Source organism: Dyella sp. 2HG41-7 (genome assembly GCF_021390675.1).
Taxonomy (GTDB): Bacteria; Pseudomonadota; Gammaproteobacteria; order Xanthomonadales; family Rhodanobacteraceae; genus Dyella_B.
The window spans coordinates 3,904,294-3,917,500 of record NZ_JAJEJV010000004.1 but is presented as its reverse complement, the minus strand read 5'-3'; the positions used below and the strand labels follow the sequence as shown (position 1 = coordinate 3,917,500).

General features: G+C 59.0%; 8 protein-coding genes, 2 tRNA genes, 3 rRNA genes and 1 riboswitch (1 of these 14 cut by a window edge). Of the genes, 11 read left to right on the top strand and 2 right to left on the bottom strand.

Annotated features, from left to right (window positions below; translation table 11 throughout):
* The 5 genes from L0U79_RS19165 to rrf all read left to right on the top strand — a co-directional run.
* Window positions 1-322: ribosomal RNA gene (locus L0U79_RS19165) — 16S ribosomal RNA — on the top strand; it begins 1,223 nt to the left of the window's first position.
* Between the two features lie 109 nt (window positions 323-431).
* A tRNA-Ile gene (locus tag L0U79_RS19160) sits at window positions 432-508 on the top strand.
* A gap of 26 nt (window positions 509-534) precedes the next feature.
* Window positions 535-610, top strand: a tRNA-Ala gene (locus L0U79_RS19155).
* Window positions 611-860: 250 nt separating this feature from the next.
* A 23S ribosomal RNA gene (locus tag L0U79_RS19150) occupies window positions 861-3,737 on the top strand.
* A 120-nt stretch (window positions 3,738-3,857) separates the two neighbouring features.
* Window positions 3,858-3,970: ribosomal RNA gene (gene rrf / locus L0U79_RS19145) — 5S ribosomal RNA — on the top strand.
* The 16S, 23S and 5S rRNA genes sit together here with 2 tRNA genes alongside, the layout of an rRNA operon.
* A gap of 148 nt (window positions 3,971-4,118) precedes the next feature.
* Here rrf and L0U79_RS19140 read toward each other — a convergent pair.
* Window positions 4,119-5,135, bottom strand: coding sequence for a cysteine synthase A (locus tag L0U79_RS19140; RefSeq protein ID WP_233843809.1), 1,017 nt, complete (start codon window positions 5,133-5,135; stop codon window positions 4,119-4,121).
* Window positions 5,136-5,335: 200 nt separating this feature from the next.
* Window positions 5,336-5,452: riboswitch (SAM riboswitch) on the top strand.
* 83 nt (window positions 5,453-5,535) lie between these two features.
* On the opposite strand from L0U79_RS19140, the gene L0U79_RS19135 reads away from it, so the two are divergent.
* From L0U79_RS19135 to L0U79_RS19125, 3 genes are read left to right on the top strand one after another with little or no spacing between them, the layout of a single operon-like run.
* Window positions 5,536-6,573 (top strand): homoserine O-succinyltransferase, encoded by a 1,038-nt coding sequence (locus L0U79_RS19135; protein ID WP_233843808.1) that lies wholly within the window; start codon window positions 5,536-5,538, stop codon window positions 6,571-6,573.
* 3 nt (window positions 6,574-6,576) lie between these two features.
* Window positions 6,577-7,785 (top strand): cystathionine gamma-synthase, encoded by a 1,209-nt coding sequence (metB, locus tag L0U79_RS19130; protein ID WP_233843807.1) that lies wholly within the window; start codon window positions 6,577-6,579, stop codon window positions 7,783-7,785.
* Complete coding sequence (locus tag L0U79_RS19125; protein WP_233843806.1) at window positions 7,782-8,867, top strand: homoserine dehydrogenase; 1,086 nt, start codon at window positions 7,782-7,784, stop codon at window positions 8,865-8,867. Before metB ends, L0U79_RS19125 begins: the two co-directional genes overlap by 4 nt.
* A gap of 29 nt (window positions 8,868-8,896) precedes the next feature.
* Here the strand turns inward: L0U79_RS19125 and L0U79_RS19120 are convergent, their stop codons facing one another.
* A complete protein-coding gene (locus tag L0U79_RS19120; RefSeq protein WP_233843805.1) occupies window positions 8,897-10,558 on the bottom strand; it encodes an APC family permease in 1,662 nt (553 codons plus the stop codon).
* A gap of 211 nt (window positions 10,559-10,769) precedes the next feature.
* Here L0U79_RS19120 and metF point away from each other — a divergent pair, with 211 nt between their 5' ends.
* The 3 genes from metF (at window position 10,770) to L0U79_RS19105 (ending at window position 13,194) form a co-directional block, all read left to right on the top strand.
* The gene (gene metF / locus L0U79_RS19115; protein WP_233843804.1) at window positions 10,770-11,594 is read left to right on the top strand and encodes a methylenetetrahydrofolate reductase [NAD(P)H]; all 825 of its coding nucleotides are present in this window, start codon (window positions 10,770-10,772) and stop codon (window positions 11,592-11,594) included.
* A gap of 31 nt (window positions 11,595-11,625) precedes the next feature.
* Window positions 11,626-12,213 (top strand): DUF4124 domain-containing protein, encoded by a 588-nt coding sequence (locus L0U79_RS19110; protein WP_233843803.1) that lies wholly within the window; start codon window positions 11,626-11,628, stop codon window positions 12,211-12,213.
* A 63-nt stretch (window positions 12,214-12,276) separates the two neighbouring features.
* Complete coding sequence (locus L0U79_RS19105; RefSeq protein WP_233843802.1) at window positions 12,277-13,194, top strand: branched-chain amino acid transaminase; 918 nt, start codon at window positions 12,277-12,279, stop codon at window positions 13,192-13,194.
* Window positions 13,195-13,207 lie beyond the last annotated feature (13 nt).

The window sequence follows — 13,207 nt, the reverse complement described above, 5'->3', positions numbered from 1 at the left end:
GCTACACACGTACTACAATGGTCGGTACAGAGGGTTGCGAGACCGCGAGGTGGAGCCAATCCCAGAAAGCCGATCCCAGTCCGGATCGTAGTCTGCAACTCGACTACGTGAAGTCGGAATCGCTAGTAATCGCAGATCAGCTATGCTGCGGTGAATACGTTCCCGGGCCTTGTACACACCGCCCGTCACACCATGGGAGTGAGTTGCTCCAGAAGCCGTTAGCCTAACCGCAAGGAGGGCGACGACCACGGAGTGGTTCATGACTGGGGTGAAGTCGTAACAAGGTAGCCGTATCGGAAGGTGCGGCTGGATCACCTCCTTTCGAGAACGACAGAACCTCCTCCGCAAGACGTCCACACAAGACACCTGCACATCCGCACGCCGACGGCGTGAACGATTCACTCCGCAAGGAGTGGGTCGTAAAGCTTTATGGGTCTGTAGCTCAGGTGGTTAGAGCGCACCCCTGATAAGGGTGAGGCCGGTGGTTCGAGTCCACCTAGACCCACCAGTTATTGGGATGCGACCCGGAATGACGGGGCCATAGCTCAGCTGGGAGAGCACCTGCTTTGCAAGCAGGGGGTCGTCGGTTCGATCCCGACTGGCTCCACCAGTTTTTAGGATGTGTAGCGCACACAAAAGATTTGAACGAAGCGAGCTGGCGTTGAGGCCAGTGTCGTGTTCTTTGAAAACGTAAACGAGTGACAAGCGTCTTGGTAAAACCTGGATGGCTTGCGTGAAAGCGTAAGTCGCCATTACCGAGATGTGTCGTTGAGGCAAAGAAGTAAGCGAAAGCGTTGTTTGGCGAAAGCTCATGCCCTGAGGAGGGAAGAGCGTAGCCCTGAGGCGACTTGGGGTTATATGGTCAAGCGACTAAGCGTATACGGTGGATGCCTTGGCGGTCAGAGGCGATGAAGGACGTGGCAGCCTGCGAAAAGTGTCGGGGAGCTGGCAACAAGCTTTGATCCGGCAATGTCCGAATGGGGAAACCCACTGCTTCGGCAGTATCCAGCACTGAATTCATAGGTGTTGGAAGCGAACCCGGGGAACTGAAATATCTAAGTACCCGGAGGAAAAGAAATCAACCGAGATTCCGTCAGTAGCGACGAGCGAACGCGGAGTAGCCCAAAAGTGCAGCATGTTTTAGCCGAAGGGTCTGGAAAGGCCCGCCGTAGCAGGTGATAGCCCTGTAGGCGAAAAGGCACGTTGCATGAAATTGAGTAAGGCGAGGCACGAGAAACCTTGTCTGAACATGGGGGGACCATCCTCCAAGGCTAAATACTCCTGACCGACCGATAGCGAACAAGTACCGTGAGGGAAAGGCGAAAAGAACCCCGGAGAGGGGAGTGAAATAGACCCTGAAACCGTATACGTACAAGCAGTGGAAGCCCGCAAGGGTGACTGCGTACCTTTTGTATAATGGGTCAGCGACTTACTGTCAGTGGCGAGCTTAACCGTCTAGGGGAGGCGAAGGGAAACCGAGTCTGAATAGGGCGCATAGTCTCTGGCAGTAGACCCGAAACCGAGTGATCTATCCTTGGCCAGGTTGAAGGTGCGGTAACACGCACTGGAGGACCGAACCCACATCTGTTGCAATAGATGGGGATGAGCTGAGGATAGGAGTGAAAGGCTAAACAAACTCGGAGATAGCTGGTTCTCCTCGAAAGCTATTTAGGTAGCGCCTCGTATGAATCTTCCTGGGGGTAGAGCACTGTTATGGCTAGCGGGCCATCGCGGCTTAGTAAACCATGGCAAACTCCGAATACCAGGACAGAATGTACGGGAGACACACGGCGGGTGCTAACGTCCGTCGTGAAAAGGGAAACAACCCAGACCCGCAGCTAAGGTCCCCAAGTTATCGCTAAGTGGAAAACGATGTGGAAAGGCATAGACAGCCAGGAGGTTGGCTTAGAAGCAGCCACCCTTTAAAGAAAGCGTAATAGCTCACTGGTCGAGTCGGTCTGCGCGGAAGATTTAACGGGGCTAAGCGATACACCGAAGCTCGGGGTGCATAGCAATATGCGCGGTAGAGGAGCGTTCTGTAAGCCTGTGAAGGTGGGTTGTAAAGCCTGCTGGAGGTATCAGAAGTGCGAATGCTGACATGAGTAACGATAATGCGGGTGAAAAGCCCGCACGCCGAAAGCCCAAGGTTTCCTCGCGCAACGTTCATCGGCGCAGGGTGAGTCGGCCCCTAAGGCGAGGCAGAAATGCGTAGTCGATGGGAAGCTGGTTAATATTCCAGCACTTGACTGTAGTGCGATGTGGGGACGGAGAAGGTTAGGTCTACCGGGCGTTGGTTGTCCCGGGGAAAGGCGGTAGGCATGTGGATTAGGCAAATCCGGTCCACTTTATGCCGAGCACCGAGACGAGCCCTTATGGGCGAAGTGACTGAGACCACGCTTCCAGGAAAAGCCACTAAGCTTCAGCTACAGCAAACCGTACCGTAAACCGACACTGGTAGGCAGGGTGAGAATCCCAAGGCGCTTGAGAGAACTCGGGTGAAGGAACTAGGCAAAATGGCACCGTAACTTCGGGAGAAGGTGCGCCCGCCGGTGTGGTCACATGCGTGACTGAGCACTAGCGGGTCGCAGTAACCTGGCCGCTGCGACTGTTTATCAAAAACACAGCACTCTGCAAACACGAAAGTGGACGTATAGGGTGTGACGCCTGCCCGGTGCTGGAAGGTTAATTGATGGGGTCAGCCGCAAGGCGAAGCTCTTGATCGAAGCCCCAGTAAACGGCGGCCGTAACTATAACGGTCCTAAGGTAGCGAAATTCCTTGTCGGGTAAGTTCCGACCTGCACGAATGGCGTAACGACAGCGGCGCTGTCTCCACCCGAGACTCAGTGAAATTGAAATCGCTGTGAAGATGCAGCGTTCCCGCGGCAAGACGGAAAGACCCCGTGAACCTTTACTATAGCTTTACACTGAACGTTGAGTTCTTCTGTGTAGGATAGGTGGGAGGCTATGAAACCGAGACGCTAGTTTCGGTGGAGCCATCCTTGAAATACCACCCTGAAGTGCTTGACGTTCTAACCTAGGTCCGTAATCCGGATCGGGGACCGTGTATGGTGGGTAGTTTGACTGGGGCGGTCTCCTCCCAAAGCGTAACGGAGGAGCACGAAGGTACGCTCAGCGCGGTCGGACATCGCGCACTGTGTGCAAAGGCATAAGCGTGCTTGACTGCAAGATCGACGGATCAAGCAGGTACGAAAGTAGGTCTTAGTGATCCGGTGGTTCTGTATGGAAGGGCCATCGCTCAACGGATAAAAGGTACTCCGGGGATAACAGGCTGATACCGCCCAAGAGTTCATATCGACGGCGGTGTTTGGCACCTCGATGTCGGCTCATCACATCCTGGGGCTGTAGCCGGTCCCAAGGGTATGGCTGTTCGCCATTTAAAGTGGTACGCGAGCTGGGTTCAGAACGTCGTGAGACAGTTCGGTCCCTATCTGTCGTGGGCGTTGGAGATTTGAGGGGGGCTGCTCCTAGTACGAGAGGACCGGAGTGGACGTTCCGCTGGTGTTCGGGTTGTCATGCCCATGGCATTGCCCGGTAGCTACGAACGGAAGTGATAACCGCTGAAAGCATCTAAGCGGGAAGCACGCCCCAAGATGAGATCTCCCGAGACTTTAAGTCTCCTAAAGGCCCCATCTAGACTAGGTGGTTGATAGGCGCGGTGTGGACATGCAGCAATGCACTGAGCTAACGCGTACTAATGAGCCGTGCGGCTTGACCATATAACCCCAAGACGCTTCGTGAGTCTTCGCACAACGAAACATCTCGAACTTCACCAGACGCTTGTCACTCGTTTACATCTTTGCGGAGCCGGCGCTTCAAAGCGCTGCTCCCACCCTTTCCCTGGCGGCTATAGCGCTGTGGCCCCACCCGATCCCATCCCGAACTCGGAAGTGAAACGCAGCTGCGCCGATGGTAGTGTGGACTTCCATGCAAGAGTAGGTCACCGCCAGGGGCTTTATCCTAAAAACGCCTTCCCAATCGGGAAGGCGTTTTGCTTTGCGCGGCCTACGAAATAGCGTCGTTGCGCACCGCCAACGCGGTCAACCAATCGAGGCTTGCTTACCTTGCGTGCTGGCAAAACGATCTGCTGCAAGCCTTCCTCAATTCGAAAATGACTCGGCCAGCCACTCCGGTACGGGAATGTTCTTCTCGCGCAAAAATGGCGGGTTGAAAAGTTTGGCCTGATAACGAGTTCCCGCATCGGCAAGTACAGTCACAATGGTGTGCCCAGGCCCTAAGTGCTTGGCGAGACGAATGGCGCCGGCAAGATTGACGCCACTGGAGCCGCCAACGCACCAGCCTTCGTCATGAAGCAACTGATGCAATAGCGGCACGGACTCCTGATCAGGGATCGACCAGGCAAGATCGATCGGCGCATCCTGGAAATTGGCGGTGATGCGGCTCGAACCGATGCCCTCGCTGATCGAATTTCCCTCAGCAATCAGCTCGCCTCGATTGATGTAATTGGCCAGCGCCGAACCGGTCGGATCGGAAAGTGCGATCGCGACGGTAGCCTTGCGAGCCTTTAACGCGCGACCGACACCGGCAAGCGTCCCGCCCGTTCCAGCCGAACAGACGAAACCGTCGATGTTGCCCTTCGTCTGCTCCCAGATCTCCACGGCCGTCGTCGTTTCGTGCCAGTCGCGGTTCGCTGTGTTGTCGAACTGATTCCCGAACCACGCGCTGCCAGGCGCCTGCTCGTTCAGGCTCTCGCAATAGGCACGCGCAATGTGCACGTAGTGGCGTGGGTCCTTGAAGGGGGCGGCCGGTACCAGCCGAACATCGGCGCCGGCGATCCGCAGCGCATCGATCTTTTCGCGACTCTGCGTATCGGGCATGAATATGATCGATCGATACCCTCGGCTCGCTCCGATCAGAGCCATGCCAATCCCTGTATTCCCGGCCGTCCCTTCGACGATCGTGCCGCCCGGCCGGAGCAGTCCTTTGCGCTCGGCATCCAGAATCAGGCCGAGCGTCGTGCGGTCCTTGATCGATCCGCCAGGATTGAGAAATTCGGCCTTGCCCAGTACCTCGCAGCCGGTCAGTGCCGAGGCGTGGCGAAGGCGCAGCAAGGGCGTGTGACCGACGGCCGAGGAGAGATCGGGCTGAATGCTCATAACGCGAAATATGACAGTCGAAGAGGAAAAGGGCCAGAAATATCCGGGCGTCTAGACTGCCATTCGGGCCCTCGGGATGGCGTCGCCGGGATATGGTTATTTCACATATGCCTAAAATATACGGCTATTTAGGGGTGTTTTTACGTATAGACGTCTAAACGTCCATTGACGGTAAAAAACGCGGTAGGTATAGTCGATTCCACTCATCGAGACCGGCTGAGGGACAGGCCCTTTGAAGCCGGGGCAACCTGCGGGATTCATTCCTGCAACGGTGCCAACTCCTGCGGGGCGCTACGGCGCCGACCGGTAGATGGGATGTCGTCAATCTATGCATTGCATGATTGATTTGGCGGCAGCTCTTCACAGGTTCTCCGCAGGGCGATGTACACGGAGAATGAAGATGCCTTACCTCGCCAATTCCTCACTCGACGATCGCCATACTGCTGTGATCGTATCCCTGCACCCTCGTAGCGCATTGACCGAGCAGCGCAGCTCTCGTCGCCTGACCTTGCAGCCCAAGTACGGCCAAGGCCCGAGTCATGTCGACGTTCGCTATCAGTGGACCGGCGCGCCCGATGCGCCGACCATCATCGTGCAGGGCGGCATCTCCGCGGATCGTCATGTTGCGGACAGCGAACAAGGTCAGTCCGGATGGTGGTCGGAATTGGTGGGCCAAGGTCAGGCGATCGATTTGGCGCATTGCCGCGTGCTCAGCATCGATTGGTTGACGCCCTCCGATTTCGAAAATAGCCCGCGCGCTATTTCCAGCGAAGACCAAGCGGATGCGCTGGCTGCGCTTGTCGATGCGCTCTGTATCGATCGTGTCGCGGCATTCGTCGGCTCGTCGTACGGCGCAATGACCGCGCTCGCCTTCGCCGCGCGCCATCCAACCAAGCTGGAAAAATTGGTTCTGCTTGCCGGTGCGCACCGCGCGCATCCGATGGCGACCGCACAGCGCGCGATTCAACGTCAGATACTGCGCCTCGGCCAATCGTCGGGCCAGATCGATCAAGCCCTTTCTCTAGCGCGTCAGCTTGCGATGACGACGTATCGAGGCAGCGAAGAATTCGGTCGTCGTTTTGCGAGCACACCCGATTATCGCGAAGGCCGTTTCCACTTTCCGGTCGAGGATTATCTCGAACACGCCGGACGCCGTTTTGTAGAGCGTTTCGATCTGGATCGTTTTCTCGCGCTATCCGAATCCATTGATCTGCACGAGGTTGCGCCGGAATCGATCACCGTGCCCGCCACGTTGATCGGCTTTCCTTCCGATCGTTTGGTGCCGCTGGCCGATCTGTGCGAACTGCAGCGTCGCCTGCGCGGTTCGGCAACGCTGGAAGTGATCGATTCGCCGTACGGCCACGATGCCTTCCTCAAAGAAACCCATCAATTGGCGCCGCTATTGCGCCAAGTCGTTACCCGTCGTTGTGGAGTCTGAGCCATGTGTGCTGACGTCGTGAAAGGAACCGCCCCCAGTACGCGCGCTGTGCGCGCAGGCATCGAATCGGATACGCAGCACGGCGCTATCGTGCCGGCATTGCATCTGTCGACCAACTACAGCTTCACCGGATTGGGCGGCAAGCGCGCCTACGATTATTCGCGCAGCGGCAATCCCACACGCGATCTGCTTGGCAATGCCCTCGCCGAATTGGAGCAAGGCGTGGGCGCTGTGGTTACGTCCAGCGGCATGTCCGCCGTGGCTGTTACGTTGGAATTGGTGCCTGCAGGCGCCACCGTTCTCGCTGCGCACGATTGCTACGGCGGCACTTGGCGCTTGCTCGATGCCTGGGCGAAGAAAGGCCGTTTCAACGTTCGGTTTATCGATCTCACCGACAACCATGCGCTTGCCGAAGGCCTCGCGCTGAAGCCGGCGCTGGTGTGGGTGGAAACGCCGTCGAATCCTTTGCTTCGCATCACCGATATTCGCCATGTCGCCCAGGCTGCGCACGCCGTAGGCGCGCTTGTCGTGGTCGACAACACGTTCCTCTCGCCGGCGTTGCAACAGCCGCTTACGTTGGGCGCCGACGTAGTCGTCCACTCCACGACCAAATACATCAATGGTCATAGCGACGTGGTCGGCGGCGCGGTGGTGGCTCGCGATGCCGCCGTTGCGGAGCAGTTAAAGTGGTGGGCTAACTGCAACGGACTTACGGGTGCGCCGTTCGATAGCTTTCTTACCTTGCGCGGTTTGCGCACCTTGAGCGTGCGTCTGCGTCAGCATCAGGAAAACGCGGAGCGCATCGCCACGCATCTCAGTCAGCACGATGCCGTGCGCAATGTGTATTACCCCGGTTTGGAACAGCACGTCGGGCACGCCTTGGCCGCGCGTCAGCAACAAGGTTTCGGCGCCATGTTGAGCTTCGAACTCCACGGCGACGTTCCGCAGATCGAAGCCTTTGTGGACGGCTTGCATTACTTCTCGTTGGCCGAATCGCTCGGTGGCGTGGAAAGCCTGATCGCACACCCCGCCACCATGACGCACGCCGCGATGGCTCCGGAAGCGCGTCGGGCGGCTGGTATCGCCGACACGTTGCTGCGCCTGTCGATCGGTATTGAAGACGGCGACGATCTGTTGAGCGATCTCAGTGCCGCGCTTGAGCGCGCTCAGGCGGTTGTGGAAGGCGCATCGAAACGTCGGGTGATCGCATGAATGCAGTGTTGGCCGAAGCGACTGTCCCGAGCATCGCGCCGGTTGTCCCACGGGATATCGCGCTGGTCTTGCTTGGCACAGGTGTCGTAGGCGGAGCGTTTCTCAAATTGCTGCGCACGCCGGTCGGCAAGCGCTTGCATCTCGTCGGCGCCGCGAATTCACGTAAGCAGCAAACCGAAGCCGCGCAACTTGCAGCACGCGATTTGCGCGATCGATTGAAGCGCGAAGGATCGGCGCGCGACGATGCTGCGTTGTTGTCGGCGTTGGATGCACATCACGCAAGTTTGAAAGTGATCGTCGATGCCACCGCATCGACCGAATTGTCATCGCGTCACGCCGATTGGCTGGCTCGTGGCTATCACGTCGTCACCGCGAATAAGTCGCTTGCGGGAGGCCATCTCGCAGGTTGGCGTGCGCTTCAAGCGGCGCGCGCGGCGGGTGGTCGCTATGGTGATTCGGCCACGGTGGGCGCTGGATTGCCGGTGATCTCCACCTTGCGCCGTCTATGCGATTGCGGCGATGCCTTGCTGACGCTGGAAGGCGTCTTTTCCGGCTCGTTGTCGTATTTGTTCAATCAATACGACGGCAGCCGTCCGTTCTCAGTGTTGCTCCGCGAGGCGCGCGCGTTGGGTTATACGGAACCGGATCCGCGCGCCGATCTCTCCGGTGAAGATGTCGCGCGCAAGTTGCTGATCCTCGCGCGCAATGCAGGTTTTGCGCTCGGCAGCGACGAAGTGATCGTGGAAAGCCTGGTGCCGGAAAACCTGCGTAGCATTTCCACCGAGGAATTCCTCGACCGTCTAGAGGAACTGGATGAACCACTGGCCGCATTGCACGAAGCAGCGCTCAAGCGTGGGCAAGTGCTGCGCTTTCTCGCGCGTCTCAATCAACGCGGCCGCGCGCGAGTCGGTATTACGGAAGTGCCGCTCACGCATCCTGCCACGCGCTTGTACGGCACCGACAATCAGTTCGCGCTGACCACGACGCGCTATCACACGCAGCCACTCGTGATCCAAGGGCCGGGCGCCGGCCCTGAAGTGACGGCGCAAGCGTTGTTAGGCGATATTCTCGCACTGGGTTGACGCGCAATGCGCGTCAACCGCACCGCCGATCAATGGCGCGCAATGCGCTCGGCGGCTTCTTCATCCGGCGGCACCAGCGGCAGATCGGGATGCATGTGCGCCGCGTCGCGCGCCGCTTCCACGGCTGGCGTGCGCCAACCCGACTTCACGCCCCACAGGTAAAACACCAGCCCGATCATTGCGACGACGAGCAGGTCGATGCCATACGGTAGATAACCCTGACCGCCGAAGGTGGTGCTTCCTGCCCACGACACAAACGCGATCACGGGCAAATAAACAATCAACCACCACGCACCGTTCAATTGACGTCCGAAGTCGTGCCAGTTGGATTTCGCCTGGTAGTAGAGATACACCGGCAGCGCCACCACCATCAGCAAAATAATTTCGCCGGTGAGCGGCCAGCGTGCCCAATACAGCAATTCCGTCGCCATGATGAAGGCGACGCCAGCAAGCACGGGCAGTCCTTTGATGCGCAACGGGCGATGCAATTCCGTGGCGGTTCGACGCAGGGTCATCACGCTCACCGGGCCGGTGAGATAGGAAATGATCGTGGCGACGGAAATCACCGCAGCCAGCGTGCCCCAACCGCGGAAAAAGAACAGAAACAGAAACGACACCACCAGATCGAGCCACATCGCCGCGCGCGGCACGCCCCATTTCGGATGCACGCGACCGAAGACTTTGGGCATCGTGCCGTTGCGCTCCATACCGTAGATCATGCGCGCCGTGGTGGCGGTATACGTCATGCCCGTGCCGCTCGGGCTGATAAACGCATCCACGTAAAGCAGCATCGCCAGCCAATGCAGATTGACGATAATCGCGAGCTCCGCGAACGGCGAGCGGAAATTAATGCCGTGCCAGCCTGCTTTGGCCAACAAGTCTTGCGGTACGGCGCCGAGATAGGCGACCTGCAAAATCACATACACCACGGTCGCCAGCAAGATCGAACCGATCACCGCGAACGGAATGCTGCGCCCCGGATTGTGCGCTTCGCCGGCAAGATTTACCGGACTCTGAAAACCGTTGAAGCTGAAAACGATGCCTGCCGTCGCGACCGCCGTCAGCACCGCAGCAAAGTCGATGGCGTGACGATCGCCATGAATGCCTACCGAGAAATTTTCCGGATGGAAGCCGCTGGCAATCAGCGCCAAGCCCGTTGCCGCCGGCACGATCAACTTGAACACGGTGATCGCCGTGTTCGAATGCGCAAACAACTTCACGCTCCAGAAATTAAGCAGGAAGTAGATGATTACCAACACGGCCGCAATCGACAGACCGGTGTGACTCAACTCGCCCACGCCGTTGGTGACGTGATACAGATCCTGCGCCCACTGCCACGGCCACGAGGCCATGTATTGCACCGATGCTTCGGCTTCCACCGGAATCACCGACACGATCGCGATCCAGTTCGCCCAGGCGGCAATAAAACCGACGAGCGAACCGTGCGAGTAATGGCCGTAACGCACCATGCCGCCGGATTCGGGAAACATCGCGCCGAGTTCGGCATAGGTGAGCGCGATGGTCATGATGATCGCCGCGCCCAGCACCCACGCCCACACGGCGCCGGGACCGGCCAAACCTGCCGCCTTCCATGCGCCGAACAGCCAGCCGGAGCCGATGATCGAACCTAGGCCGGTCAGCATGAGGGCAAACGGGCCCACATCGCGGCGGATCGCGTTGGAAGAAGACATCGAGCACTCCCTGAGGCTAAAGAACGGCCGCCTGCGCGACACAATCCGGCGATGATGACAGACCGGTACAGGTAGTGTCAGCCCGTGGCCGCCTTGGTTGCGTGTCAGGGCGGCGGCTCGTCGGCGTCCGAGCGTATGGCGGATTAGTCATATATCGCTTCATCCCGAATAAGAGATATATACTCTCTGGCGTGACGCCAAGGATCCCTTTATGCCGGCCATCAGCTTCGAATTTTTCCCCCCCAAGACCGACGAACAGCGCGCCCAGCTCGACCGCACCGCCAAGGAACTCAAGGCACTGAAGCCGGAATACGTCTCCGTGACCTTTGGCGCCGGCGGTTCGACCCTGAGCTACACCAGCGAAACCGTGGCCCGACTGCATCAGCAGCATGAGCTGGATGTTGCGCCGCATCTGTCCTGCATGGGCGGCACCCGCAAGGAAATCGCCGACTTGCTCGACGCGTATCGCGCGGCCGGTTACCGGCGCCTTGTCGCGCTGCGCGGAGACCTGCCTTCGGGCATGGCGACGCCGGGCGATTTCCGTTATGCCGCCGAGCTGGTGAGTTTTATCCGCAAGCACAGCGGCGATCACTTTCATATTGAAGTGGCGGCGTATCCCGAAATGCATCCGCAGGCGGAAGACGTCCACGCCGATCTGCGTCATTTCAAAACCAAGATCGATGCCGGCGCGAACGGTGCGATCACGCAGTACTTCTTCAACGCGGATGCGTATTTCCGTTTTGTCGACGATGCGCGTCGCCTGGGTGTTTCGGTGCCCATCGTGCCGGGCATCATGCCCATCTCCAATTACGCGCAGCTCAAGCGTTTCTCCGATGCGTGCGGCGCGGAAATTCCGCGTTGGATCGCCAAGCGCATGCAAGCGTATTACGACGACGTGGAAGCCATTCGCGCCATGGGCGCGGAAGTCGTTGCGGAAATGTGTCGTCGTCTGTTGCAAGGCGGTGCGCCGGGCTTGCACTTCTACACGCTGAACCGTGTGAAAGCGACGCGCGCGGTTCTTGATCAGCTGCACTGATGCACATGGCGCATCGGGCTATGCTTGCCCGATGCGTATCATCATTCTTCTACTGCTGCTTGGGTTGTTGCCGATGTGCGCCGCACATGCGCAAGGCGATATTCATCGCTGCATGGGTGCGAATGGCATTCCGGTATTTACTGATCGCGTGTGCGCCGACGTCGATGCGACACCCACGACGCCGGCGCCGACATCTACATCGAGCACGCATGCATCGGTCGAACTTCAGCAGCCTCCCGCCGTGCTTTGCGCGGCGGATCTGAAGCAACTCAAGCAAGCTGTCGTCGATGCATTCGCCGAACGCAATCCCAATCGTCTTGCGGGACTGGCGTTGTGGAATGGCGATGGAAAATCCACGGTGGTGACCGACATCCGCTTTTTCAGTCGCCTGATGTCGCATCCCTTGCTCGGCGTCAAAGCGATATCGGCTGCCGGCGACGACGATAGCGATGCGGATGCGTCCACGCTCGCGCTGTCGTCATCGCCCAGCCCGGCGCCGCCAAAGGGCGAAGCGCTTATCGTGCAAACCCAATCCGATGACGGCAGCGGCGCGGCCCAAAGCACCCGCTTCGATGTGGTGCACCGTTCCGGATGCGTCTGGTTGCAGCCTCAAAGCTGAGGCGTGAAAGGTGTCGAAAGCTTCGGCACGCTATCATGAGCGGTCCCCAACGGAGATCCCCCCATGGCCCAGCAGTACCCCGAATGGATCTGGCAAAACGGCGAAATTAAGCCGTGGAAGGATGCCACCGCGCACGTGATGTCGCATGCCCTGCATTACGGTTCGTCGGTCTTCGAGGGGATACGCAGCTACGTCACGCCGGAAGGCGCGGCGATCTTCCGCCTCACCGATCACCTCAAGCGTCTGTATCTCTCCGCCAAGATCTACGACATGGTGCTGCCGTACTCGCAGGATGAGTTGGCGGCGGCGTGCCGCGACGTGATCCGCAAAAACGGTTTCAGCGCGGCCTATTTGCGCCCGGTGGCGTATCGCGGCCTGGGCGGTTTCGGGCTCTCGGCGGAAACGCCGATCGATGTCGCCGTGGCGAGCTGGCCGATGGGTCCGTACCTCGGGCCGGAAGCGTTGGAAGTGGGCATTACCGCGTGCGTGTCGAGTTGGCAGCGTTTTGCGCCGAACACCATTCCCGCAGGCGCCAAGGCCGGCGGTAACTATCTGTCTGGTCAACTGATCGCGCGCGAAGCGCGTCGTTTGGGCTTTGGCGAAGGTATCGCGTTGGCGGCGAGCGGCTTGTTGAGCGAAGGCGCCGGTGAAAACTTGTTCCTGGTGTACGACGGCGTGCTGCATACCACGCCCGCCAGCGCGTCGATCCTGGCCGGCATCACCCGCGACACCATCAAGGTGTTGGCGCGCGAAGACGGTATCGAGGTGGTAGAGCGCGATATTCCGCGCGAATATCTGTACTTGGCCGACGAAATCCTGATGTGCGGCACCGCCGCCGAAATCACGCCGATCCGCGAAGTCGACGGCAAGCAGATCGGTAGCGGCAAAGCCGGGCGCATCACCCGTCGCCTGCAGGAACTCTACTTCGGTCTGTTCAACGGCAAGACCCAGGACAAGTGGGGCTGGCTGGAGCCGGTTTGACCCCTTGATGGAC